Source organism: Pseudomonas sp. NPDC088368 (genome assembly GCF_044753445.1).
GTDB lineage: Bacteria > Pseudomonadota > Gammaproteobacteria > Pseudomonadales > Pseudomonadaceae > Aquipseudomonas > Aquipseudomonas bambusae.
The window spans coordinates 150,376-173,182 of record NZ_JBIVNG010000009.1 but is presented as its reverse complement, the minus strand read 5'-3'; the positions used below and the strand labels follow the sequence as shown (position 1 = coordinate 173,182).

General features: G+C 58.9%; 24 protein-coding genes and 1 pseudogene. 11 read left to right on the top strand and 14 right to left on the bottom strand.

From position 1 onward, the window contains the following. Position 1: 1 nt before the first annotated feature. Positions 2-901, bottom strand: coding sequence for a LysR substrate-binding domain-containing protein (locus ACIQAL_RS20570; protein ID WP_401148850.1), 900 nt, complete (start codon positions 899-901; stop codon positions 2-4). A gap of 151 nt (positions 902-1,052) precedes the next feature. Next, the gene (locus ACIQAL_RS20565) at positions 1,053-3,347 is read right to left on the bottom strand and encodes a TonB-dependent receptor (RefSeq protein ID WP_401148847.1); all 2,295 of its coding nucleotides are present in this window, start codon (positions 3,345-3,347) and stop codon (positions 1,053-1,055) included. A 214-nt stretch (positions 3,348-3,561) separates the two neighbouring features. Between ACIQAL_RS20565 and ACIQAL_RS20560 the strand changes: the two genes are divergently transcribed. Continuing rightward, on the top strand, positions 3,562-3,870 hold the full coding sequence (locus ACIQAL_RS20560; RefSeq protein ID WP_401148844.1) for a type II toxin-antitoxin system HigB family toxin: 309 nt from the start codon (positions 3,562-3,564) through the stop codon (positions 3,868-3,870). Further along, a pseudogene (locus tag ACIQAL_RS20555) lies at positions 3,860-4,226 on the top strand (type II toxin-antitoxin system HigA family antitoxin). Before ACIQAL_RS20560 ends, ACIQAL_RS20555 begins: the two are co-directional and overlap by 11 nt. Positions 4,227-4,279: 53 nt before the next feature. On the opposite strand, the gene ACIQAL_RS20550 reads toward ACIQAL_RS20555, so the two are convergent. After that, positions 4,280-4,516, bottom strand: a complete 237-nt coding sequence (locus tag ACIQAL_RS20550) for a DUF2188 domain-containing protein (RefSeq protein WP_401148841.1) — start codon at positions 4,514-4,516, stop codon at positions 4,280-4,282. 50 nt (positions 4,517-4,566) lie between these two features. Further along, a complete protein-coding gene (locus ACIQAL_RS20545) occupies positions 4,567-4,794 on the bottom strand; it encodes a hypothetical protein (protein ID WP_401149323.1) in 228 nt (75 codons plus the stop codon). 198 nt (positions 4,795-4,992) lie between these two features. On the opposite strand from ACIQAL_RS20545, the gene ACIQAL_RS20540 reads away from it, so the two are divergent. Beyond that, positions 4,993-6,024, top strand: coding sequence for a DUF4917 family protein (locus ACIQAL_RS20540; protein ID WP_401148838.1), 1,032 nt, complete (start codon positions 4,993-4,995; stop codon positions 6,022-6,024). 19 nt (positions 6,025-6,043) lie between these two features. Here ACIQAL_RS20540 and ACIQAL_RS20535 read toward each other — a convergent pair whose 3' ends face one another. The 4 genes from ACIQAL_RS20535 to ACIQAL_RS20520 form a co-directional block, all read right to left on the bottom strand. After that, positions 6,044-6,436, bottom strand: a complete 393-nt coding sequence (locus ACIQAL_RS20535) for a type II toxin-antitoxin system PemK/MazF family toxin (protein WP_401148836.1) — start codon at positions 6,434-6,436, stop codon at positions 6,044-6,046. Positions 6,437-6,669: 233 nt separating this feature from the next. After that, on the bottom strand, positions 6,670-7,107 hold the full coding sequence (locus ACIQAL_RS20530) for a DUF2442 domain-containing protein (protein ID WP_401148834.1): 438 nt from the start codon (positions 7,105-7,107) through the stop codon (positions 6,670-6,672). A gap of 1 nt (position 7,108) precedes the next feature. Then, complete coding sequence (locus ACIQAL_RS20525; protein WP_401148832.1) at positions 7,109-7,429, bottom strand: DUF4160 domain-containing protein; 321 nt, start codon at positions 7,427-7,429, stop codon at positions 7,109-7,111. Between the two features lie 46 nt (positions 7,430-7,475). Further along, entirely contained in the window at positions 7,476-7,706 is a 231-nt protein-coding gene (locus tag ACIQAL_RS20520) for a hypothetical protein (protein WP_401148831.1), read from the bottom strand. 251 nt (positions 7,707-7,957) lie between these two features. Between ACIQAL_RS20520 and ACIQAL_RS20515 the strand changes: the two genes are divergently transcribed. After that, positions 7,958-8,857, top strand: coding sequence for a DMT family transporter (locus ACIQAL_RS20515; RefSeq protein ID WP_166596584.1), 900 nt, complete (start codon positions 7,958-7,960; stop codon positions 8,855-8,857). Here the strand turns inward: ACIQAL_RS20515 and ACIQAL_RS20510 are convergent. The 4 genes from ACIQAL_RS20510 to ACIQAL_RS20495 form a co-directional block, all read right to left on the bottom strand. Next, on the bottom strand, positions 8,854-10,071 hold the full coding sequence (locus ACIQAL_RS20510) for a class I SAM-dependent methyltransferase (protein ID WP_401148829.1): 1,218 nt from the start codon (positions 10,069-10,071) through the stop codon (positions 8,854-8,856). The genes ACIQAL_RS20515 and ACIQAL_RS20510 overlap by 4 nt on opposite strands. Before the next feature lie 108 nt (positions 10,072-10,179). Continuing rightward, complete coding sequence (locus ACIQAL_RS20505; RefSeq protein ID WP_401148827.1) at positions 10,180-10,797, bottom strand: TPM domain-containing protein; 618 nt, start codon at positions 10,795-10,797, stop codon at positions 10,180-10,182. A gap of 27 nt (positions 10,798-10,824) precedes the next feature. After that, the gene (locus tag ACIQAL_RS20500; protein ID WP_401148824.1) at positions 10,825-11,574 is read right to left on the bottom strand and encodes a TPM domain-containing protein; all 750 of its coding nucleotides are present in this window, start codon (positions 11,572-11,574) and stop codon (positions 10,825-10,827) included. Next, the gene (locus tag ACIQAL_RS20495; RefSeq protein ID WP_166596580.1) at positions 11,574-12,197 is read right to left on the bottom strand and encodes a LemA family protein; all 624 of its coding nucleotides are present in this window, start codon (positions 12,195-12,197) and stop codon (positions 11,574-11,576) included. The genes ACIQAL_RS20500 and ACIQAL_RS20495 overlap by 1 nt, the downstream gene beginning before the upstream one ends. 281 nt (positions 12,198-12,478) lie before the next feature. Between ACIQAL_RS20495 and bglX the strand changes: the two genes are divergently transcribed. The 7 genes from bglX to ACIQAL_RS20460 all read left to right on the top strand — a co-directional run bounded on the left by bglX (position 12,479) and on the right by ACIQAL_RS20460 (position 21,960). Then, the gene (bglX, locus tag ACIQAL_RS20490; RefSeq protein ID WP_401148821.1) at positions 12,479-14,779 is read left to right on the top strand and encodes a beta-glucosidase BglX; all 2,301 of its coding nucleotides are present in this window, start codon (positions 12,479-12,481) and stop codon (positions 14,777-14,779) included. A gap of 139 nt (positions 14,780-14,918) precedes the next feature. Next, positions 14,919-16,676: an ATP-binding protein gene (locus ACIQAL_RS20485; RefSeq protein WP_401148819.1), complete on the top strand. Its 1,758-nt coding sequence runs from the start codon at positions 14,919-14,921 to the stop codon at positions 16,674-16,676. Beyond that, on the top strand, positions 16,670-18,010 hold the full coding sequence (locus ACIQAL_RS20480; RefSeq protein WP_401148816.1) for a sigma-54-dependent transcriptional regulator: 1,341 nt from the start codon (positions 16,670-16,672) through the stop codon (positions 18,008-18,010). The genes ACIQAL_RS20485 and ACIQAL_RS20480 overlap by 7 nt, the downstream gene beginning before the upstream one ends. 284 nt (positions 18,011-18,294) lie before the next feature. Next, positions 18,295-19,617: an MFS transporter gene (locus ACIQAL_RS20475; protein WP_401148814.1), complete on the top strand. Its 1,323-nt coding sequence runs from the start codon at positions 18,295-18,297 to the stop codon at positions 19,615-19,617. A gap of 241 nt (positions 19,618-19,858) precedes the next feature. Further along, positions 19,859-20,245, top strand: a complete 387-nt coding sequence (locus ACIQAL_RS20470; protein ID WP_401149299.1) for a hypothetical protein — start codon at positions 19,859-19,861, stop codon at positions 20,243-20,245. A 423-nt stretch (positions 20,246-20,668) separates the two neighbouring features. Beyond that, complete coding sequence (locus ACIQAL_RS20465) at positions 20,669-21,151, top strand: hypothetical protein (protein WP_401148812.1); 483 nt, start codon at positions 20,669-20,671, stop codon at positions 21,149-21,151. A gap of 185 nt (positions 21,152-21,336) precedes the next feature. Continuing rightward, positions 21,337-21,960, top strand: coding sequence for a flavin reductase family protein (locus ACIQAL_RS20460; RefSeq protein WP_401148809.1), 624 nt, complete (start codon positions 21,337-21,339; stop codon positions 21,958-21,960). Here ACIQAL_RS20460 and ACIQAL_RS20455 read toward each other — a convergent pair whose 3' ends face one another. Together ACIQAL_RS20455 and ACIQAL_RS20450 are read right to left on the bottom strand one after the other, a co-directional pair. Next, a complete protein-coding gene (locus ACIQAL_RS20455) occupies positions 21,961-22,200 on the bottom strand; it encodes a hypothetical protein (RefSeq protein WP_166596572.1) in 240 nt (79 codons plus the stop codon). 87 nt (positions 22,201-22,287) lie between these two features. Continuing rightward, positions 22,288-22,641, bottom strand: coding sequence for an antibiotic biosynthesis monooxygenase family protein (locus ACIQAL_RS20450; RefSeq protein WP_401148806.1), 354 nt, complete (start codon positions 22,639-22,641; stop codon positions 22,288-22,290). Positions 22,642-22,807 lie beyond the last annotated feature (166 nt).

Below are 22,807 nucleotides of genomic sequence, written 5' to 3'. Positions count from 1 at the left end.
ATCACGCGAGCTGCCGAATGTTCGACCCTCGCGCCTGCCCTTCTGTGTGCACGCTGTCGAGAAAGGTCACCAGCGCGCTGGAAAAGTGGCCATCGAGACGTCGCACAAACACAGTCTCGACCTGCGCGAAGGCGGGCGGAATTTCGTGAACCGCGACCAGACCCTCCTGCCATGCGTGGGCGGCCACACCTCTTGGAAGCAGCGTGATCCCTACTCCCGCTGACACACAGGCGATGATCGCATCGATCGATCCGAACTCAAGCGGCTCCGGCGCGACCATGCCCAGGCTCGCCAACAGCGCATCCAGCCGCTGGCGATAAGAGCACCCCACGCGGAACACCACCGTTTTCAAGTGCGAGATAGCGGCGACGCTCTCAAGCGTGCGAACCGCGCGGGCGGTCACCAGTACCAGTTCCTCATTGAACACGGTGTCGGCCTGCAATTCCGGGTGGCTAACCGGCCCGGCCACGAACGCGCCTTCGAGCTTGCAGTCGACAACGTCTTGAATCAGGCTGCTGGTCGTTCCGGTGCGCACCACAGGACGAACGTCAGGCCAGGCCTTGGCGAAGCGCGCGATGAGCAATGGCAAACGAAGTGCAAGGGTGGTTTCCAGCGTGCCAATTTCCAACACGCCGGTGGGCTTGCCGTCGTCCCGGGCGGCGGCCGACGCGTCGGACAGCAACTTCGCAAGCCTGGCGGCATACGGCAAAACACGGCGCCCTGCCGGGGTGATCTGAACGCCCTTGGCGCTGCGTTGAAACAGCGAAACGCCCAGTTCGTCTTCCAGCGAGCGAATTCTCGACGAGACATTCGATTGCACGGTGTTCAACTCCACCGCCGCCTTGTTCATGCTGCCATGCCGGGCGACGGCGTCGACGACCTTCAGATCAATCACGTCCACATGCTCACCTGCTATCTCGATTAGTACGAACCTGGCCGCTCGGCCATTTGTTTTCGAGATTATGCGGGATGAACCTCGCTGACAAGAAAGCGCGAACGTTTGACCCATCGGGGAGTACCGGTCAAACGCCCGCGCCGTTGCCTTGCCGTGATCAGAACGAGAAATCGGCGCTCAACATCAGCCCGCGTCCCGCGCCCGGCACACCGTAGCCGCGGCCGTTGTAGGTGGACCAGTAGTGTTTGTCGAACAGGTTGTTTACGTTCATCCGCACATCGAGATCGCGGGTGGCCTGCCAACTGACCATCGCGTCGTGCACCACGTAGTCCGGCACAGTCGTCTCGCCGTTGCGGGTCAGCACAGCGCCTTGGCCACGGTAGATTTTTACCTCATCGACGTAGCGCACGCCGTAGCTGACCGACAGGTCCAGCGGCAGTTTGTACGTGGTCCAGAGATTCAGGGCATTTTGCGGAGTGTTCGCCAGCTCCAGCCCTTCTTCCGAACCATTGTAGCCTTTGACCAGCTTGCTGTTCTCGTGAATGTAGCCGCCGTACACCGACCAGTTGCGGGTGATGTTGCCTGTGCCGGACAGCTCCAGACCGCGCACGCGCTCTTCGCCGCCGGTGAACGCAGTGCCTTCGTCGTCATCGATGAACGTCAATTGACGCTTGGTCTCAAACACATCGCCCGTCAGCTCCAGCGCGCCGTCGTACAGCTCCCACTTGGTGCCAAGTTCGTAGGTCTTGCCGCGATCGCCCTTGGTCGACGCGATGCTGCCGGTCTGCGCCACGGCCAGCACGCCGGACGGCTGTTTGGCGTTGGCGTAGCTGATGTAGAAGCTGCCGTTGAGCACCGGTTTATAGACCAGCGCCGTGTGCACGCTGGTGAGTTTTTCCGACTGATCGGAATGGCCCAGGTCGGTGAACGCTGCTGTCTGGCTGGCGCGGCTTTCGTTGTCCGTCACGCGGGTGTCGAAGTGATCCTGACGCGCCGCCAGGTGCAGTTGCCAGTTGTCGTTGAACTTGAGCGTGTCGAGGACGTAGAACGCCTTGTCCGTCTGCTCGACCGATTGCTTGGCCGAGGTGTAGGTGTTGGCACTGAACGGATAACGCGACCAGTCGTTGCTTGCCACCGGCAGACTGCCCATACGGGCGCGGTCAGCCGCCGTCAGAGCGCCGGTTTTCGAATCCAGTGTCTGCTTGCTCAGGTCGAACCCGCCCACCAGCGTGTGGCCGATGCCAAAGGTGTCGACCTTCCAGATCAGATTGGTCTGGTTGCTGTAGGTCTCGTTGGTCTGACTGCGACCCGGTGTGTTGACGTTGCGACGGAAGATGCCGTTGCCTGCCTGAATGCCAGGCGCGCCCGCAGTTGTGTCGCCACCCGGCGTGGTGATGAAGTAATCGTGGTCCAGGTGGAAATAGGTGAACTGGGTGTCCACGCTCAGCGCATCGTTGAAGTCATGGACGAACTTCATGTTCAGACGATGGGATTCGTTGTCTTCGTAGTTCAGATTGCGCCAGCCCCAGTAACTGTTCCAGCTCGCGCCCCCGGCACGGCTCGGACTGCTGCCGTTGGTGCCGTTGACGGTGGGAATGCCGTAGTCCGGGTTGCTGTTGTCGTGGATGTATTCGTAACCGACGGTGAACCGCGTGTCCGTGCCCAGGCCCAACGCCAACGAAGGCGCAAAGCCGTAACGCTCGTCGCTGACCCAGTCACGGCCATCGACGCCGGAATTGTTGCCCATGATGTTCAGCCGGAACGCAGCCCCTTCTCCCAGACCGTCCAAGGTGTGGTTGACGTCCAACGAGCCGCGACGGTAATCCGCCGTGCCGACGCCCGCGCTGACGTGGTTGAAGTCGTCAAGTACGGGCGCCTTGGTCACCAGATTGACCGCCCCGCCTGTCGCCCCCACGCCCCATCCTGCCGAGCTGGAGCCTTTGAGGACTTCCACGGATTCTGTGTTGAAGAAATCGTTACGCGAATATTTGGCCGGGTCGCGCACGCCGTCGCGGTAGATGTTGCCGTCGGCATTGAAACCGCGAATGGTCAGGCTGTCCCCCACCCCACCGCCGCCTTCACCTGAGTTGAACGTAATCCCCGGCACATTGCGCAGCGCGTCTTTCAGGCTCTGGGCGTTCTGCTCTTTAAGCACCTGTGACGAGACCACCGTGACGCTTTGCGGCGTGTCCAGCAGCGGCTCGGTCGACTTGGACGAACTGAGTTTCGCGGCGTTATACGGCGCATCGGACTGGCTGTCGATGCTGGTCGCCGGCAGGGTCAAATCTCCCGCTGTCGGGCTGGCAGCCTGATCCTGCCCCCCCGCCCAGCTCGACATCGGCAACGCCATGAACGTCGCCAGGCCCATCAACGGCGCCAGCGTGGGAGAACGGGAAGACGCAAGCGACAGACTGACGCTGCGCTGGAGATTGAGTTTTGTTGGGGAGGACATCGGTCGGCCTTCATGAAAGATAATAAATCGCATTCACAACAGCGAAAGTCTATCAACCGAGGCTTGGCGGATTTTCAGGGATTTGTAATGGAGATGCGTGGGATGGGGTGTTGATACAAAGCATTACATTTCGCCTATCGGGCTATCGTCTCGGTTGAATTGCTGATGCTTGGCGAATCGCCTTGAATCTCCCAAAACGGGAGAAAGCTGAACAATGCGGATTATTGCTAAAAGCTCATTAGTCAGATTCTGGCATGAGCCTGGAAAAGATGATTCGAGATCGTCCCTCGAAAGCTGGCACGACGAAACTGCGAGAGCTGAATGGCGAACCTCGCAAGACGTCAAAGATCATTTTGGCACTGCCCGCATCTGCGGTAACAATCGAGTGGTCTTCAACATCAGCGGCAATAAATACCGCTTTGTGACAGAAATGCAGCACCGGGCTGGCATCGTCTGGGTGAAATTCATCGGGACTCATAAGCGGTATGACGAGATTGATGTGGAGACAATCAATGAATATTAAGCCTATTCGTAATGACGACGATCTGCGCCAAGCGCTTACCCGGCTCGGGGTGGTATTTCAGGCTGAGGAGGGAACGCCTGAGGCGGATGAAATGGAGATCCTCGTCACGCTGATCGAGGTATATGAAAACAAGCAGTATCCGATATCCGATCCATGTCAGTGACCCGGTTGAAGCCATTAAATTTCGAATGGAACAACAGGGGCTCACACCGCGAGATCTTGAACCCTACATAGGGCCTAGCGGGCGGGTCTCTGAAGTGTTGAATCGCAAGCGGAGCCTCAGTTTGGGGATGATCAAACGCCTCCATGACGGGCTGAACATCCCTTATGAAAGCCTGTTTGCAGGCTTTGCGTGAAAGCCTCAAAGGTGGAGCCCGACTTTCGAGGGGCTCCCGATGTGCAGGCCGACTTAGTGCTTCGTCTCTCCCTCCGCTCCCGCCCCTTTCTTCTCGGTTATGTCATCCGCGTCGGCACTCGGCGCCGACCTTTCTTTGTACACAGGCAACGAGGCCGCGTAGGCCATGGCCTCCTCGCGCGTATCGAATGAGCCAAGCCGATCGTGATGGGTGCAAACCCGCCACGGCCCGTTGTTAACGTTGATGACGTCGTAACCGTTGAGGTGCGTTTTGAGTACCGTGCTTTGCATGGGAACCTCCCTCTCGTTCAGAGAGTATTGTTGAGTGATCAACCAGCGATTCAGGGTTTCAAAGGGATTTCTTCGTCTTTTTCCGACAGGCTTTTCCCGTCGTCCGGATGTTTCCAGGTTTGGGGTGGAGGGGTATCGCGCTTTTTATCGTCTGTGTTTTCAACCCGCTCGAACTCGTGCGCCTGTCGTTCGGCCTCGCTGCCACGGGCCGTTTCCATAGGATTGGGGTTGGGGCCGGGGCTTTGCGCGGCGGGGGTATTCACTGGATCGGTTGTCATGTGCACCTCTCAGCGAACCGGATGTGGGGTTCATGGAGTTAGAGAAGCCGAGGTTGGGCGGGTTCGAACTTTCTGCCGAGCGGTGGGTTGAGGGAAGCTTGGAGGGATGCGCCGTTGACAAGCCCGGCCTGTGTTCCTATAAGTCCACTCCGTTCTGACCCCGGTCAGCACCTGCTCACCTGACAGCGAAGCGAGACGATGGAACTCACCGATTTTGATGCCGAACTGGCCGACTGGAGCCAGTTGCAGACAGACCATCCCTGCACAGGATTGCTGCTGGGCAACGGCGCCAGTCTGGCCGTGTGGAAAAACTTCGCCTATGACTCGTTATTCGAACTGGCCCAGACGACCCGGAACAAGCCCCTGAGTCCCACCGAACTGGCGCTGTTCAAATCGATGGAGACCGAAAACTTCGAACCGGTGCTCAGTGGCCTCAAGGTCGCGATGCGGGTGAACGCGGCCCTGACCATTGGCTCGTCGTCACCTCGCAATCGCTATTTCGCGATCAAGGAAGCGCTGATCCACGGCATCCGCTCGGCGCACATCCCGTGGCGTTTGATGGAGCCATCTACCATCGCCCACATCAGCCAGGCCCTGAGCCAGTACACCACCGTCTACTCGACCAACTACGATCTATTGGCCTACTGGGCGGTGATGCACGGCGCCCAGCCATTCGACGACCTGTTCGACGAAGACGCCGAATTCAACCTGCACCGAACCGACAGCCACGCCACCCGCATCCTCTACCTGCACGGCGGGATGCATCTGGTGAAAAACTTCGATGGCACCGCGCGGAAATTGCAGTCATCGGAAAGCACGCTGCTGGGTAGCTTCGCCGTCAACGCGCTGGACGATGTGCCCTTATTCGTCTGCGAAGGCCGTAGCGAAGACAAGATGAAGATCATCCGTGGCTCGGATTACCTGTCCTACTGCCACGCGCAACTGGCCCGGCATCAGGGTGACTTATGCCTCTTTGGCCATACGCTGGGCAAACAGGATAGGCACATCCTCAATGCCATCCTGCAAGCGAGACCGAAAACCCTCGCCATCTCCGTGCTGCCCCGCAGTGAAGCGTTCATTCAGCACCGCAAGCGGCATTACAGGGCGCTGTTCGAAGGGCAGAACATTGAATTGAAGTTTTTTGATGCAACGAGCCATCCACTGGGGAAACCGGAATTGTCGGTGCCGGTGGCTCGGTTGAAAGAAACGGTGGAGTTGAAGAAGGGGTGATTCGTTCAGATCGCCTCCTTCATAACGGAAGATAGGCTCTGATACCGCCAATGACCGCGTCGAGGTCATTTCGACTCAATCGTGGGACGTAATACTCTCTTCCTTTACGTGTCTTCCGATGAACCTTGTCGAGCCGGTCAAAGCTGACGGTGTAAATCATGTCGCACTTCACCCATAACTGTTTTGTGCCGTCCGAAACCAGTGGGTTCTCTCGCAGGAGATGGTGCCAATCCAACTCTGTCTCCGGAGATGTCGTAGATATGGGAACGACTGTGCAAAGTCGACGACGATGCCTACTGGCCTGAGACACCACAATGACCTTTCTAACTTTGACCATTTCAGGGGGCACGACCCCCCTCGTAAAATCGCACACCAGCACGTCACCCTGTTTGGGCAGGTAATACAGAGGCATCCTTTTCTCCAGCCAAAGCAAAGCCGCCCGAAGGCGGCTTCTATCGACACGCCGCAGAGCTTGCATCGCTCCAGCTGCGCCGCTGGGTCAATCTCCGAAGAGAGATCCAGACTCCTTTCAGCTTTCGCTGATGACGAACGAATTATGAGCAGCTAAATGCAGCGTTTCAAGGCTCGGGCAAAAACTCAGAATCATCCCACTCGCATCGGTAGCTATCTCTTACATCGCCACCTTCAGCGGTGCTCGTATTCCCATCCTCTGCACGCTAAAGCAACGTGCTTGGGAATCAGTGCCGCACCGCTGCTGTAAGCGGTAATGGTCCGGCGGGTAAAGCCCAGCTCGACCGCAGCTGCGGAGAGCGACAGGTTGTTCTTTGCCATCCAATGCTTGAAATCGCGGGTGGGCATCACTTCACCGGATTGTTCGAGCGCCAAGCGATGCAGCGTCGACACAGCCAGTTCAAGGTCATCTCCCCAGGTGACATCAAATCCCCACTCACCCACTGCGACCTGGTCGAATCGCTCGGGGTTCTTCAGCGCTGCCATAGCAGGAAACTGATCCAGGATCGCCGACAAGTCGATGGTGTGACGCTTACCGTTGTTCCAGTCGACGGTAAGTGATTGTTTGCCTGTAACAGGTCGAACGGCAGCAATACGTAATTTGCTTGGCATATCAGGTTCTCCGGTTTTGCTCAAACCACACTCGCCATAACTCGGCGGTGTGGCTACGAGCCCACATCAATGCAGCTTTCAGAGCTTTGGGTTCGGCACCTTTACCGAGCACTCTCAAGCCATCGATCTGTACTAGCGACTCTCCATCCGGCGTCTGCACGTGAAAATGCCGCGGGGCGTGGTCGTCCGGATAAATCTTGATCTTCCAGTTACGGTCGGTTTGTACAGTAGCCATGAGGGCGGATACTAGAGAAATTTTTTCCCTACCGCAAACCTTGGATGACTTCGCAAACAAAAACCGGACCTCAAAAGGTCCGGTCATTCACCGCTCAAACCACACCGCTCCCAATCTTCCCAACCGCGCACGCTTACTCGTTACTTTCCGACAACGCTCCCACGACGACGGCATTGCCCTGCGCCTTTTTCCCAACGCTGGCGGCCACTGATTCGGTCGATAGCCGAACACTGCTGAGCGCGGCAAGGCGGTCGCTGCTCGTCGATTTGACGATGCTACCTGACCATTGAGCCACTACGGTCGCCATCCATGCGAACACGAACACTACGACACCTTGCAACGCCCACTTTCCGATGACCGACACGATGGTTCTCCTGGCTGGTTTTCTATGGCAGCAATTTGACCCTCAAACTGTTGCAGGAAGATGGCATTCAATTTCTGCACCAAGATTCACGCTGGGAAGCGGGCCGTTGAAAAAATCCTCACAAACGGCGCTTCCCCCGTGAAACCAAAGTGTACGGTTGATTCTGTCGCCAGCTGTTAAGGGGAAAAACGTGCGATCTGTGGCTGAATGAATGCCTTCTTTTCATTTATAACAACAAGGCACGATTCAGCATGTCTTCTCGCGAAAACACCGGCATGATCCTCGGATTGGTCGGGGTGGTGATTTTCAGCCTTACCCTGCCCATGACCCGCATCGTCGTTCAGGAAATCCACCCGCTGCTCAATGGCCTGGGCCGAGCGCTCGTCGCGGCGATCCCGGCAGCCGCCCTTTTGCTGTGGCGGCGGGAAAAGCTGCCGACCTTCGCGCAATTCAAGGCACTGCTGGTCGTCGCGCTGGGTGTGATCATCGGCTTTCCGGTCCTGTCGGCATGGGCGATGAAGACGCTGCCAGCATCCCACGGTGCTTTGGTAAACGGACTGCAGCCATTGCTGGTCGCCATCTACGCGGCGTGGCTGTCCCATGAACGCCCCTCCCGTGCATTCTGGATCTGTGCGGCGATGGGCAGCGTGTTGGTGTTGGGCTACGCGCTGATCAGCGGTGCCGGGAATCTGCAAGCCGGGGATTTGTTGATGGTCGGCGCTGTGGCAGTGGGGGGACTGGGTTATGCCGAGGGGGGGCGACTGGCCAAGCAGATGGGCGGATGGCAGGTCATCTGCTGGGCGCTGGTGATTTCAATCCCGGTGCTGATCATCCCCGTCGGCTACCTGGCGTCTCAGCACCAAGGGGCCATTTCCATGGGCACCTGGTGGGCATTTGGTTATGTATCGCTGTTCTCGCAGTTCATCGGTTTCTTCGCCTGGTATGCCGGGTTGGCAATGGGCGGGATAGCACGGGTGAGTCAGATCCAGTTGGTGCAGCTGTTCTTCACCATGGCCTTTTCGGCGCTGTTTTTCGGTGAGCACATCGACCCGATAACGTGGTTCTTTGCCGCTGGCGTTGTCGTGACATTGGCCATCGGACGCAAGACCGCCGTCATCGCGCCGAAACCCGTGGTCGCCACCCGAGTCTAGCCGAGCAGGCCATCTGCCTGGAGCAACGTCTCCAGGCACTGCTCCTGAATGTTGTAGAACGCCTTCAATTCCCGAATCTTCGCCAGCAACTCGACAGGGTCCGCTGGCGTGGCGCGTTTAACCGCCAGAATCATCTTGTTCTTGTTGGTGTGTTCCAACGAAATGAACTCGAATACCTTGGTTTCATAGCCGCAGGCTTCCAGCAACAACGCCCGTAAGGCGTCGGTGACCATCTCCGCCTGCTGGCCCATGTGCAAACCGTATTGCAGCATCGGCTTGAGTAGGCTTGGGCTCTGGATCTGCAGCCGGATCTGTTTGTGGCAGCACGGCGAACACATGATGATCGACGCACCGGAGCGAATACCCGTGTGAATCGCGTAATCGGTGGCGATATCGCAGGCATGCAACGCGATCATCACGTCCAGCTCTCCGGGCACGACCGAACGCACGTCACCGCACTTGAAGACCAGCCCTGGGTACTCAAGGCGTGCGGCGGCGTTGTTGCACAAGGTGACCATGTCTTCACGCAGTTCGACGCCAGTCACCTCGCCCTCTGCTTGCAAGGTATTGCGCAGGTAATCGTGAATGGCAAACGTCAGATAGCCCTTCCCTGAACCGAAGTCAGCCACCGTCACCGGCTTGTCGAGCTCGATGGGCGATGTCGTCAGGGCGTGGGAAAACACCTCGATGAATTTGTTGATCTGCTTCCATTTGCGCGACATGGCCGGAATCAGCTCATGCTGTTTATTGGTGACACCCAAGTCGGTGAGAAACGGACGGCTCAACTCCAGATAGCGCTTCTTCTCGCGATCGTGCTCGGCGGAGGGCGCTTCACGCTGCTGCCGGGACGTGTTGCGAAACAGCGTACTTTTGCCTTTCTTGCTGAATTCCAGCTGCACTTCGTCAGTCAGCGACAGCAAATGCGCGTTCTTGAAGGCCTCGGGCAGCAGATTGGCGATCAGTGCCTGGGCTTCAGTCAGAGGGTGATTCTTGGTGATGTCGCGGGTCTTGTATCGATAGACGAAGGACAGGCATGGCTGATCCTTGATCGTGGTCGGCTTGATGATGATCCGCTGCAGATCGGCCTCGCTGCCGACATACTTGGCCAGCACCAGCTTGATCAGCGAGTTCTGCGTCAGGCAGGTGTCGAGCAGGCTCAGGAACTGGGCGCGGTGATCCTGCGCAGACAAGACGGCGGGGGCAGTAGCGGACATCGGGTGAAGCCTCGGGAAGCGAAAAATGCAAGGCCGTCATTTTAGGCGGGTACGGGGTTGAGGTGGATATAAATATTTACCACCTCATGCCCGCATGATCGGATCAGACTACTCCAGCACCACTAACCGATTCGGCAATTCATTGCGCGCCTGCGTCACCGGCACCTGATCGCTCAACACCTCACCGCAGGACCGTATGCACCCCAAAAACCCGTCGAGAATCCGGCCCTCGCTGACTTGCCGCGTGAACACGTCGACCATCGACCGCCAGACCATGTCGTCCACGTGCCGGGCGATCCCGTCGTCCACGATGATCTCGACGTAGCGCTCGGCCTCGCTGACGAAGATCAAGACCCCGGTGCCGTTGAGCGTCGCATGAAGGTTCTGCTCCAGAAACTGCCGCCTGGCCAGGCTGCCCGCACGCCAATGCCGAACCGACACCGGGACCAGTCGCGTGCTGATAGCGGGCAATCGGCACAGCAATGCGACCACGATGAAGGTCGCAATCTGGGTCAACAGCAGCTCATTGGCGTTAAGCCAGCCTGGATAAAAATTGATCAACCCCGGCAGCAATAGCGCGACCAGCCCCGCCCAAATCAACGGGGCATACGCGTAATCGTCAGCACTGGCGGCCAGCACCGTCACCAGTTCAGCATCCGTGTCGTGCTCGACCGCCTCAATCGCCTTTGCGACTTGCCGTTGCTCGTCTTCCGTCAGTAATGCCATGGGTCATGCCTTATAGAGAGCCATCGACTACCAGCCACCGGAGGCGCCGCCCCCACCAAAACTGCCACCACCTCCGTTCATGCCGCCGGAGCCCGAGCCGCGAGAACTTGAGCCCCCCGATCCGAAGCCGCCTGAACCGCTCGAACCGATGAATCCAATGCCCCCGCCCCAACGGATGCTGATATACGCCGCCGCCACGAACAGCACGAAGAACAGCAGGCTCATGCGCCAGTCGGTCACGTCATCCCCGCCTGTCGCGCCCACCACCGGCTCGGCGAGCGGGTCACCGCCCAGGACCTGAACGATAGCCTCCGTGCCTTTATTGATGCCGCCGACAAAATCACCCTGTTTGAACGCCGGGGTGATGATCTGGTTGATGATCACCGACGACTGCGCATCGGTCAGACGATCTTCCAGGCCGTACCCGACCTCGATCCGCACCTTGCGCTCTTCCTTGGCGACGATCAGCAGCGCGCCGTTGTCTTTGCCCTGCTGGCCGATGCCCCAGTAGCGCCCCAGCTGATAGCCATAGTCCTCGATCGTGCTGCCTTGAAGATTGGGCACCGTGACCACCACGACCTGCTCGGTGGTCAACTCTTCGTGCGCCCGCAGCATCTGGGACAGATGCTCTCTGCCGGGGTTGTCGATCATGTCCGCTGTGTCGACCACGCGGCCGCTCAACGGTGGAAACTTGATCTCGGCGACGCTCTGCTGGGCGAACACACCCACCAGCATTGCCAGTAATGCCACCGCGACGCCCCGCCGCGCCCACTGCATCAGAATTTCACTTGCGGGGCCTTATCGGCGTCCGCAGCAGTGGCTTCGAAGTTGGGACGAATCGGCAAATCGCTGTACATCACCGAATGCCAGATGCGACCGGGGAAGGTGCGAATTTCCGTGTTGTATTTCTCGACGGCAGCGATGAAATCACGACGGGCCACGGCAATGCGGTTTTCCGTGCCTTCGAGCTGCGACTGCAATGAGAGGAAGTTCTGGTTGGATTTCAAATCCGGATAGCGCTCGGAGACCACCATCAACCGGCTTAACGCGCCGGTGAGCTGACCTTGGGCGTCCTGGAACTGCTTGAGTTTGGCCGGATCATTCAACGTGCTGGCATCCACCTGAATCGACGTCGCCTTGGCCCGCGCTTCGATCACCGCGGTCAGGGTGTCCTGCTCCTGTTTCGCGTAGCCCTTCACGGTCTCCACCAGGTTGGGAATCAGATCAGCTCGACGCTGGTACTGGTTCTGCACTTGCGCCCAGGCCGATTTGACCTGTTCGTCGTAGGTCGGAATGTTGTTGATGCCACACCCCGCCAGCAGGGTGCTCAGCAGCATCAGCAATGCCAGTGACAAATTGTAACGACTGCCCCTAATGTGCCCATAACGCTCGATTTGCATGGCCTGCGCGCTCCTTGGTATGCCTTCATTGGTCGTCCCGTCAGACATGACTTTAGCCAAATCAGACGATCCCCGGCATAATCTTGGCCCATTACGTCGTCAGGCTCTGGATTGCCGGGCTGCAATCGGATAAAACTCGCTGCGCTACTGATGCCCTGATGCGCCAGGAGTTCAGCGACCGCCTCGTCCTGATGACAATAAAAACCAAAGGTTTCACTCCAAAACAAAGGCCACCCGGTATTTCGCGCGAGTTGCCGGTCCACGCCTTGAGAAAATCATTCATGAATAAGCTGTGTTTACTGAGTCTTGTCATCGGTCTGGCCAGTCAGTCCGCCTGGGCTGAAACCGCCGTCAAACCCGCCAGTAATGCCTCCACGCTGCAAGCCAAGAATGCGTTCATCGCCAATCTGATGAAGCAGATGACGCTGGACGAGAAAATCGGCCAATTGCGCCTCATCAGCATCGGGCCGGAAATGCCTAAGTCGGAAATCGTCAAGGAAATCGCGGCGGGACGTATCGGCGGGACGTTCAACTCCGTGGTACTGCCAGACAACCGCGCGATGCAAGATGCCGCAGTGCTTCACAGCCGCACGAAAATCCCGATGTTCTTCGCCTTCGACGTGGTCCACGGCCAGCGCACCATTTTCCCGATCAGCCTGGGGTTGGCATCGACCTGGGACATGGACGCCGTAACCCGAGCCGGTCGCGTTTCGGCTATCGAAGCCGCCGCCGATGGCGTGGACATGACCTTCGCGCCCATGGTCGACATCACCCGTGACGCCCGGTGGGGCCGCAGTTCAGAAGGTTTCGGCGAAGACACCTACCTGGTCTCGCGCCTCTCGGCCACCATGACCCGCGCCTTCCAGGGCACCAGTACCCAGGCGCCGAACAGCATCATGGCGGCGGTCAAACACTTCGCGTTGTATGGCGCGGTCGAAGGCGGCCGCGACTACAACACCGTGGACATGAGCCCGGTGCGCATGCAACAGGACTACCTGCCACCGTACCGCGCCGCGATTGATGCGGGCGCCGGTGGCGTGATGGTCGCGCTGAACTCGATCAACGGCGTGCCCTCCACCGCCAACGCATGGCTGCTGCAAGACGTGCTGCGCAAGGACTGGGGTTTCAAAGGTGTGACCGTCAGCGACCACGGCGCCATCAAGGAACTGATCGATCACGGCGTCGCCAAGGATTTCCGCGAAGCCGCGAAGCTGGCGATCAAGGCTGGCGTCGACCTGAGCATGAACGACAAGGCGTACGGCGAAGAATTACCCGCGCTGGTGAAGAGCGGCGAAGTGTCGGTTCAGGAAGTTGACAATGCCGTGCGTGAAGTCCTCGGCGCGAAATGGGAAATGGGCCTGTTCGCCAACCCGTACCTGCGCATTGGCGCCGCAGTCGACGACCCGGTCGACCGCGATGCCGAAAACCGCCTGCACCGCGCCGAGGCTCGTGACGTTGCGCGTCGCAGCGTGGTCCTGCTGAAGAACGACAACGGCACCCTGCCCCTGAAGAAACAAGGCACGATCGCCGTGGTCGGCCCACTGGCGAAAAGCTCGCTGGACATGCTCGGCAGCTGGTCGGCTGCGGGCCTGGCCCGTCAGACCGTCAGCGCTTACGACGGTCTGGCCAATGCCGTCGGCGACAAGGCCAAGCTGCTTTACGCACCGGGTACCAATGTCACGGACAATCAGGAAGCCATCGCTTACCTGGACAAAATGGACGACCAGATTCACATCGACGGACGTCCTGAGCAGGACATGATCGATGAAGCGGTCAAGGTCGCTCAGCAGTCGGATGTGGTGGTTGCCATGGTCGGTGAGTCCCGCAACATGTCCCATGAGGCCGCAAGCCGAGTGGACTTGGTGCTCCCGGGCCGTCAACGCGACCTGATCAAAGCGCTCAAGGCCACCGGCAAACCACTGGTTATCGTGCTCATGAATGGCCGTCCGCTGGCGCTGGGTGAAGAAAACAAACAGGCCGATGCGATGGTCGAGAGCTGGTTCCTCGGCACCGAAGGCGGCAACGCGCTGGCAGACGTGCTGTTCGGTGACTACAACCCGTCGGGCAAACTGCCGATGACGTTCCCGCGTTCCGTGGGTCAGGTCCCTGCGTACTACAACCATCTGAACACTGGCCGTCCGTATCGCCCGAACGATTCGAACTACACGTCGAACTACTTCGAAGAGCCGACCAGCCCGCTGTTCCCGTTCGGTTACGGTCTGAGCTACACCCAGTTCAGCGTTTCGGAGATCGTGCTGTCGATCAACAAGATGACCCGAAAAGACAAGCTGACCGCCACGGTTCAGGTGAAGAATACCGGCAAGGTCGCGGGCGAAACCGTGGTCCAGCTGTATCTGCGTGACGTGGCAGCGTCGTTGAGCCGTCCGGTGAAAGAGCTGAAGAATTTCCAGAAAATCATGCTGAAGCCAGGCGAAGAAAAAGCCGTGAGCTTCACGCTGACCGAGGAAGACTTGAAGTTCTTCAACCCGTCGCTGAAATACGCTGCTGAGGCAGGTGACTTCAAGCTGATGATCGGTCTTGACTCCGAAGACGTGAAAGAGACCACTTTCACCCTGCAATAGACCTGTTGCCTGCCGCCCCCAACTGTAGGAGCCGGCTTGCTGGCGACCGCGTCAAATCAGTCGACAATGCATCGACTGATACACCGCCTTCGCCAGCTGCCCAGCGCCTACCATGAAGCGACCTCTACGGGGTCTTGCCATGCCTCGCTCCGCCCGTCTTCTCTTATCGACCATCCTGATTCTCGCAGGCGCAGTCATTGCCGCGACGCTGGCCATGCATCAGGCGCAACGCCACTCACTGGAAGACGACGCCGCACGGGCGCAAGGCCAGCTGTCGCTTTACGCCAACACCTTGCAAACCCTGATCGAGCGCTATCGCGCCCTGCCCGCCGTTCTGGCGCTGGACCCGCAACTGCGCGATGCGCTCAAAGGCCCTGTCAGCCCTGAAACCACTCAGACCCTCAACCTCAAGCTGGAACAGATCAACGGCGCGGCACGATCCTCCACGCTGGAGCTGCTTGACCGCAACGGCTTGGCCATCGGCGCCAGCAACTGGCGGCTGCCCAGCAGCTACGTCGGCCACAATTATGGCCTTCGCCCCTACTTCACCCAGACCAAGGCCAATGGTGTCGGGCGTTTCTACGCCGTGGGCGTGACCAGCGGCATTCCAGGTTATTTCTTGTCGAGTGCTGTCTACGACGATGAAGAGCAGTTCATCGGTGCAATGGTTGTCAAACTTGAGTTCCCGGACCTTGAACACACTTGGGCGCAAGGCGACGATCTGCTGTTGGTCAGCGACGCCAAAGGCATCGTGTTCATCGCCAATCAGCCAGGCTGGCGCTATCGCGCGCTTCGACCGCTGTCCGAGCGGGACCGCGCCGAATTGACCCGCACGCGCCAGTACGACAAACAGCCGCTGTCGCCCCTTATCCATGAGCCCCTGCGTGAGTTCAACGACAACAGCCACCTGAGCCGGATCGTCGGCCCCCATGGCGCGGAAGATTTTCTCTGGCAATCCCTGCCGCTGCAGCCCGAAGGCTGGACGCTGCACCTGCTGCGCAAACCCCAACCCGCGACTGAAGACGTCCGCAACGCTGCGCTAGCCGCTGCGGGCATCTGGCTGACTTTGGTGTTTCTGGGGCTGTTCCTCTATCAACGCTGGCGCCTTGCTCGTCTTCGGCAACGCAGCCGCGAAGAGCTGGAGCAACTGGTGGACGAGCGCACCCGCGACTTACACACCGCGCAGGACGGTTTGGTGCAATCGACCAAACTGGCGGCGCTGGGCCAGATGTCGGCCGCGCTGGCTCACGAAATCAATCAGCCCCTCACCGCGCAGCGCATGCAACTGGCGACGCTGCGTCTGTTGCTGGACCACGGCCGGGTCGATGACGCTTACAAGGCGCTTGCCCCGCTCGACCAGCAATTGACGCGCATGGCCGCCCTCACGGGCCATCTCAAGACCTTCGCCCGCAAAAGCCCCAGCGGACTGCGCGAACGGGTGGACTTGGCGTGCGTGGTTGATCAGGCGATGCTGTTGCTGGATGCGCGCATTCGTGAGGAACGCGTCAGTTGCGTACTGGACATGAACCGGCCGGCCTGGGTGCGCGGCGACGCGATTCGTCTGGAGCAGGTGCTGATCAACCTGTTGCGCAACGCGCTGGACGCCATGAGCGATAAACCGCTCAAGCGTCTGGAAATCCGCATCGAGGATGCGAATGGCCAGTGGCATGTGTCCGTTTCCGACAGCGGCGGCGGGATTGCCGATGAGCATCTGGCGAATATTTTCGACCCGTTCTTCACCACCAAACCGGTCGGCGACGGCCTTGGTCTGGGCCTCGCCGTGTCTTACGCCATCGTGCACGAGCTCGGCGGTCGCCTGTGCGCCGAAAACCGCAACAATGGCGCTCAGTTCTCCTTTTCCCTGACACAGGCCCCGGAGGCCGAACCCGCATGTTGAACTCGGTGATTGTGGTCGATGACGAGGCACCCATTCGCGAAGCTGTCGAACAATGGCTGTCATTGTCCGGTTTCGAGGTGCAGCTCTTCAGCCGCGCCGAAGATTGCCTCGCCACGTTGCCCGCGCATTTTCCAGGCGTGATTCTGAGCGACGTGCGGATGCCCGGCATGGGGGGTCTGCAATTGCTCGCTGAATTACAGACCCGTGATGCCGACCTGCCCGTGATTCTGCTCACGGGTCATGGCGACGTGCCGATGGCGGTCGAGGCCATGCGCGATGGCGCGTACGACTTTCTGGAAAAGCCCTTCACCCCCGAAACGCTGCTGAGCAGCCTGCGTCGTGCATTGGAGAAACGCGCCCTGGTCCTGGAAAACCGCCGCCTGCATGAACAGGCAGACACCCGAACGCGACTCGACGCTACGCTGCTGGGCCTGTCACCAATGATGCAGACCTTACGACGGCAGGTGCAGGATCTGGCCCAACTCCCGGTCAACGTGTTGATCCGCGGCGAAACCGGCAGCGGTAAGGAAATGGTCGCTCGTTGCCTGCATGATTTCGGGCCCCGGGCGAAGAAACCGTTCGTGGCGGTCAATTGCGCGGCTATTCCCGAGCAGTTGTTCGAAGCCGAGCTGTTCGGTCACGAAAGCGGCGCCTTCACCGGCGCTCAGGGCAAACGCATCGGCAAGCTGGAATACGCCGACGGCGGCACGCTGTTTCTCGACGAAATCGAAAGCATGCCGCTGGCCCAGCAGGTGAAATTGCTGCGGGTGATTCAGGACCGGCGTCTTGAGCGGCTCGGATCGAACCTGAGCATCGACGTCGATCTGCGGATCATCGCCGCGACCAAACCTGACCTGCTGGACGAGGCCCGCGCCGGGCGTTTTCGTGAAGACCTGGCGTATCGCCTGAACATTGCCGAACTCCGTCTGCCGCCGCTGCGCGAACGGCGCGAAGACATTCCGCTGCTATTCGGGCATTTCTCTCGGCAATCGGCAGAAAGACTGGGCCGCCCCGTGCCGACCTTGAGTGGTGGCCAGTTGAGCCATCTGCTGAACCACGACTGGCCGGGCAACGTGCGTGAGCTTGCCAACGCGGCCGAGCGGCAAGTGCTGGGGCTGGAGAATCCGGCCTCCGTTGATTTGCCAGTGGGTCAGTCGCTCGTGGATCAACAAGAAGCGTTTGAAGCCCATTGTTTGCGCTCGGCGTTGAGTCGGCACAAGGGCGATATCAAGGCCGTGCTGAACGAACTGCAACTGCCCCGCCGCACCCTGAACGAAAAGATGCAGCGCCATGGGTTGGTGCGGGAGGATTTCCTGCCCACTGACAACGCATAGCCCTGTAGGAGCCGGCTTGCTGGCGAAGGCGGCCGGTCAGTGATATCGCCTTCACCCGACACGCCGCTTTCGCCAGCAAGCCGGCTCCTACAATGGATACGGGCAACCCGGTATCGGCGATTTTCCGCGCATGCCCGGATAGGTAATAAGCGGATTTCCGCTCATCACAAACCTGCCACCCCCTCTAAACCGGGCCTTCAGAGCCTTGGCACATCTCCTGCTATCACAGTCGCCAGACCGCATCACTGCGCTCCCTCTAAAAACAATGACTTGCAGGAAAACCCATGGCTATCCCCAACACTGCCTCAAACGGCGCCACCGCCGCACCTGCTGCCGAAAAAACCACCGGAAGTCGCCTGAAATCCATTTTCAGCGGTTCGGTCGGCAACATGGTCGAGTGGTATGACTGGTACGTCTACGCCGCTTTTTCCCTCTATTTCGCCAAAGTCTTCTTCCCCAAGGGCGACACCACCGCTCAATTGCTCAACACGGCTGCGATCTTCGCCGTCGGCTTCTTGATGCGACCGATCGGCGGCTGGCTGATGGGCCTCTACGCGGATCGCAAAGGCCGCAAAGCAGCGCTGATGGCCTCGGTGCTGCTGATGTGCTTCGGCTCGCTGATCATTGCCTTGACGCCCGGCTATGAAACCATCGGCGTCGGCGCCCCCATCCTCCTGGTGCTCGCCCGATTGCTGCAAGGCCTCTCGGTCGGCGGCGAATACGGGACCTCGGCTACGTACCTCAGCGAGATGGCGACCAAGAAAAGCCGCGGTTTCTATTCCAGCTTCCAGTACGTGACGCTGATCTCCGGTCAGCTCATCGCGCTGGGCGTGCTGATCGTGCTGCAACAGACCCTCACCACCGAGCAGTTGAACGCATGGGGCTGGCGTATTCCGTTCGCCATCGGCGCGCTGTGTGCCGTGGTCGCGCTGTTCCTGCGTCGCGGCATGGAAGAAACCGAGTCCTTCACTCAGAAGAAGGAAGCGCCAAAAGAAAGCCTGATGCGCACACTGATGCGTCATCCGAAAGAGCTGATGACCGTGGTCGGCCTGACCATGGGCGGCACGCTCGCCTTCTACACCTACACCACCTACATGCAGAAATACCTGGTGAACACGGTCGGCATGAGCATCACCGACTCGACCACTATCTCTGCGGCCACGCTGTTCCTGTTCATGGTGCTGCAACCCGTGATCGGCGCGCTGTCTGACAAGATAGGCCGCCGCCCGATCCTGATCGCGTTCGGTGTGCTCGGTACGCTGTGTACGGTGCCGATTCTTACCACTTTGCACACCATTCAGACGTGGTGGGGCGCGTTCTTCCTGATCATGGCGGCGCTGATCATTGTCAGTGGCTACACCTCGATCAACGCCGTGGTGAAAGCCGAGCTGTTCCCGACCGAGATTCGTGCGCTGGGTGTGGGCCTGCCTTACGCGCTGACCGTGTCGATCTTCGGCGGCACTGCCGAATACATCGCGCTGTGGTTCAAGAGCATCGGCATGGAAACCGGTTATTACTGGTACGTCACGGCCTGCATCGCCTGCTCGCTGCTGGTGTACGTGTTCATGAAAGACACCCGCAAACACTCGCGGATCGAGACCGACTGACCCGTACGCTGCTCTTGAGCAGCACGGTTTCTCGCACCCTACAACAGGGGCAACCACGGCAGTGGCTGCCCCTTTTTTTGCTGTCATGGCAGCTAAGTCGCTGAATCATCAGTGGCTTTTCCCAGTATCAATTTCAGCGATGATTGGTACTAACGCTGTTAACTTTTTATTAATCCAGAGCCGAGTAAAGTTAACTCCATACCGAGTTACCACTCAATTAAATCGATCTGGAGCAACTACCATGAAAACTAAAAAACTGATCTTCGGCCTCGCTTTCTCTCTCTTGGCTTCGAGCGCTTTTGCACTTCCAGCTGTTGATGCAAACAAACACGTGAACGCACCTGTTGTTGCTGAAAACGGTTCGTCGCATACCAACATCGGCCGTGTCGCTGCTGATGGCGCAGATCACGTAGGTGCCAACCGCGTGGCCGCTGACGGCGCTGACCACGTAGGTGCCAACCGTGTGGCTGCTGACGGCGCTGACCACGTGGGTGCAAATCGTCTGGCCGCTGATGGCGCTGACCATGCTGGTGCAAACCGTATAGCTGCTGATGGCGCTGACCATGTTGGTGCAAATCGTCTGGCCGCTGATGGCGCTGATCACGTAGGTGCAAATCGCCTGAGCTGATCAAAAAGCAGTTCCCTACCAGCCCGGCTCCTGCCGGGCTTGATTTTTTCAGCTCGCTCACTTTCCCTCAAACCCGCGTACTCAGGGCCTTCCTGTTCGGCTGAGGTCATTTCTTGTTTCAGCCCGCGCGCTGCCGACATAAACCTCGTGAATGTCGACGAATAATGCAAGCCCACCAACGAAAAAAAACCGAATCACGAAACCCAATATCAGTCAAGAGTCAAATCTGTCTGTTTCTACAGAAATTGCCACATCATGGATCAGAAACCGCTGGAGCGCTTTAAAACCGGGCGCTGCGCCCTACTATCATTTTTGGCGATGGTCGTTAGCAAGCTTGTTAACTTCTACTTAATGCAGGCGCGCGTAGAATTAGCTCCATACCCAAGTTAAAGAAAATTTGAACTTACACCTGGAGTCAACATCATGAAAACTTCGAACCTTATTTTTGGCCTTAGTCTTTCCATTCTGGCATCGAGCGCATTTGCTCTGCCTGTTTCTTCTGATCAACACGCGATTACCAGCGGTACTGTTGTGGCTGAAGGCGGCTCTTCTCACACTAATGCGTCGCACACCGGTACTTATCGCCAAGCGTCCGATGGTGCTGACCATATCGGCGCAAATCGTCTGGCCTCCGACGGTGCTGACCGCGTAGGCAACAATCGCCAGGCTGCCGACGGTTCCGACCACGTAGGTGCCAACCGCCTCGCTTCTGACGGTGCTGATCGCGTCGGCAATAACCGCCAGGCCGCTGATGGTTCGGACCACGTAGGTGCCAACCGCCTCGCCTCTGACGGTGCTGACCGCGTCGGCAATAACCGCCAGGCCGCTGATGGTTCGGACCACGTGGGCGCCAACCGCCTGGCCTCTGATGGTGCCGACCGCGTAGGCGCCAACCGCGTCAGCTGATACCGGATTCACGTTTTACGTTCCACCTCCCGAACTCCCTTTGTAGCCCGACTGATGTCGGGCTTTTTTTTGCCTGCGACCCGCCCGGGGATGGCGTCCCGATTCAATGCCTTGCACTATGACGCCTCGACTCAAAGGGCTGGCAGCCACCATGTCCCGGCCTCATTACTCCTCAGGACTTCGCCATGTCAGACGAGATTCACTTCTACGAACCCGCGAACGGCCACGGTCTTCGCCACGACCCTTTCAACGCCATTGTCGGTCCGCGCCCTATCGGCTGGATCTCGTCGCAAGACGCAGCAGGCAAACTCAACCTCGCCCCCTACAGTTTTTTCAACGCGTTCAATTACGTGCCACCGATCGTTGGTTTCTGCAGCATCGGTCGTAAGGACAGCCTGAACAACGTTGAACAGACCGGCGAATTCGTCTGGAACCTGGTCACTCGCCCGCTCGCCGAGCAGATGAACCAGAGCTGCGCGCCGGTGGCGTCAGACGTCAACGAATTCGAATTGGCAAACCTGACCGCCGAGCCTTCGCGCATTGTTTCGGTGCCTCGCGTGAAAGAGACGCCGGTGGCGTTCGAATGCAAAGTGACGCAGATCATCCAGCTGCAGCGGGCCGACAAGGAAGTGGTGCCGAGCTGGTTGATTCTGGGAGAGGTGGTGGCGATTCACATCGCCAAGCGACTGCTGAAAGACGGTGTGTACGACACGCTGGCCGGGGAGCCGATCTTGCGTGGGGGTGGCCCTGCGGATTATTTCCAGCTGGGCCCGGAGTCGCTGTTCAAGATGTACCGGCCAAAAGCCTGATCAATCCTGCGCGAACATCAGTTCGCCTTCGGACGTCACGTCGATCAGCCGCTCCAGTTCTTCGACAGCGGCTTGATCGGCAGCCAGTGCGGTCTTGAATTTCTGCTCGTCCAACACGCGATGAAACGTTGGTGCACCGCCCGCGCCCAATCCCTTCACCGCAATCGCTGCGCTATAGCCACCCTCGCCCGGAACGGCGGCGGAAACGGCTTCGTGATGCTGAAATTCTTTGCGTGCCATGTAAGGGAAGTCCTGCCTTGAAAAGGGAAAGGCGAGGATTTTAAACGTTTGGATTGGAATCTGCGCAGGACAAATGGGGAGCGGTGATCACCCCGCCATCCGCACACCCGGCGACACATAGGCCGCCTGGGCCTGGGCCGCAGTCACGCTGGCGAAGGTCTGAAAATCGAGACTACGGACCAACCGTTCAACCATGAGATCAGAGAAGATTTTCAGCTCCGGCGCCGAAAACCAGTCATTCATCGCCGACCTGTCCGCCCAAGTGCCACTGAGCACCCAGATGTCAGGTTCGGTCATGGAATGTTGCAGGGTGAAACTCAGGCAGCCTGCGGTGCGGGAGGTGGGGCCGATCAATGCGCTCAGACGTGCGCCCAGTTGCGCACTGTTTCCGGCACTGGCGCGCAGGGATACAAGATGGCTCACGACGGAAGTGCTGTGCATGGTCTGTGCTCCTTTGGAACAGCCGCGATCGGAATAGACGTAGCGGCTGGAAGTGAAGATTAGTGGGCACAGCGCAGGAGCCGTTAGCCAATTACTGCCCGGTTATTGCCTGATTCTGCGCGGATGTACGTATAAGGAGGCGCCGGGAGGCCACAATCACACGCGC

Bases quoted from the DNA above. Each gene is read 5' to 3' on its own strand.
- ACIQAL_RS20550 (WP_401148841.1), bottom strand. From the start codon at position 4,516: ATGCAAAGCACGGTACTCAAAACGCACCTCAACGGTTACGACGTCATC.
- bglX (WP_401148821.1), top strand. From the start codon at position 12,479: ATGAATAAGCTGTGTTTACTGAGTCTTGTCATCGGTCTGGCCAGTCAG.
- ACIQAL_RS20475 (WP_401148814.1), top strand. From the start codon at position 18,295: ATGGCTATCCCCAACACTGCCTCAAACGGCGCCACCGCCGCACCTGCT.
- ACIQAL_RS20530 (WP_401148834.1), bottom strand. From the start codon at position 7,107: ATGCCAAGCAAATTACGTATTGCTGCCGTTCGACCTGTTACAGGCAAA.
- ACIQAL_RS20540 (WP_401148838.1), top strand. From the start codon at position 4,993: ATGGAACTCACCGATTTTGATGCCGAACTGGCCGACTGGAGCCAGTTG.
- ACIQAL_RS20470 (WP_401149299.1), top strand. From the start codon at position 19,859: ATGAAAACTAAAAAACTGATCTTCGGCCTCGCTTTCTCTCTCTTGGCT.
- ACIQAL_RS20465 (WP_401148812.1), top strand. From the start codon at position 20,669: ATGAAAACTTCGAACCTTATTTTTGGCCTTAGTCTTTCCATTCTGGCA.
- ACIQAL_RS20460 (WP_401148809.1), top strand. From the start codon at position 21,337: ATGTCAGACGAGATTCACTTCTACGAACCCGCGAACGGCCACGGTCTT.
- ACIQAL_RS20505 (WP_401148827.1), bottom strand. From the start codon at position 10,797: ATGGCATTACTGACGGAAGACGAGCAACGGCAAGTCGCAAAGGCGATT.
- ACIQAL_RS20500 (WP_401148824.1), bottom strand. From the start codon at position 11,574: ATGCAGTGGGCGCGGCGGGGCGTCGCGGTGGCATTACTGGCAATGCTG.
- ACIQAL_RS20525 (WP_401148832.1), bottom strand. From the start codon at position 7,429: ATGACCGGACCTTTTGAGGTCCGGTTTTTGTTTGCGAAGTCATCCAAG.
- ACIQAL_RS20455 (WP_166596572.1), bottom strand. From the start codon at position 22,200: ATGGCACGCAAAGAATTTCAGCATCACGAAGCCGTTTCCGCCGCCGTT.
- ACIQAL_RS20495 (WP_166596580.1), bottom strand. From the start codon at position 12,197: ATGCAAATCGAGCGTTATGGGCACATTAGGGGCAGTCGTTACAATTTG.
- ACIQAL_RS20535 (WP_401148836.1), bottom strand. From the start codon at position 6,436: ATGCCTCTGTATTACCTGCCCAAACAGGGTGACGTGCTGGTGTGCGAT.
- ACIQAL_RS20545 (WP_401149323.1), bottom strand. From the start codon at position 4,794: ATGACAACCGATCCAGTGAATACCCCCGCCGCGCAAAGCCCCGGCCCC.
- ACIQAL_RS20510 (WP_401148829.1), bottom strand. From the start codon at position 10,071: ATGTCCGCTACTGCCCCCGCCGTCTTGTCTGCGCAGGATCACCGCGCC.
- ACIQAL_RS20565 (WP_401148847.1), bottom strand. From the start codon at position 3,347: ATGTCCTCCCCAACAAAACTCAATCTCCAGCGCAGCGTCAGTCTGTCG.
- ACIQAL_RS20515 (WP_166596584.1), top strand. From the start codon at position 7,958: ATGTCTTCTCGCGAAAACACCGGCATGATCCTCGGATTGGTCGGGGTG.
- ACIQAL_RS20450 (WP_401148806.1), bottom strand. From the start codon at position 22,641: ATGCACAGCACTTCCGTCGTGAGCCATCTTGTATCCCTGCGCGCCAGT.
- ACIQAL_RS20560 (WP_401148844.1), top strand. From the start codon at position 3,562: ATGCGGATTATTGCTAAAAGCTCATTAGTCAGATTCTGGCATGAGCCT.
- ACIQAL_RS20480 (WP_401148816.1), top strand. From the start codon at position 16,670: ATGTTGAACTCGGTGATTGTGGTCGATGACGAGGCACCCATTCGCGAA.
- ACIQAL_RS20485 (WP_401148819.1), top strand. From the start codon at position 14,919: ATGCCTCGCTCCGCCCGTCTTCTCTTATCGACCATCCTGATTCTCGCA.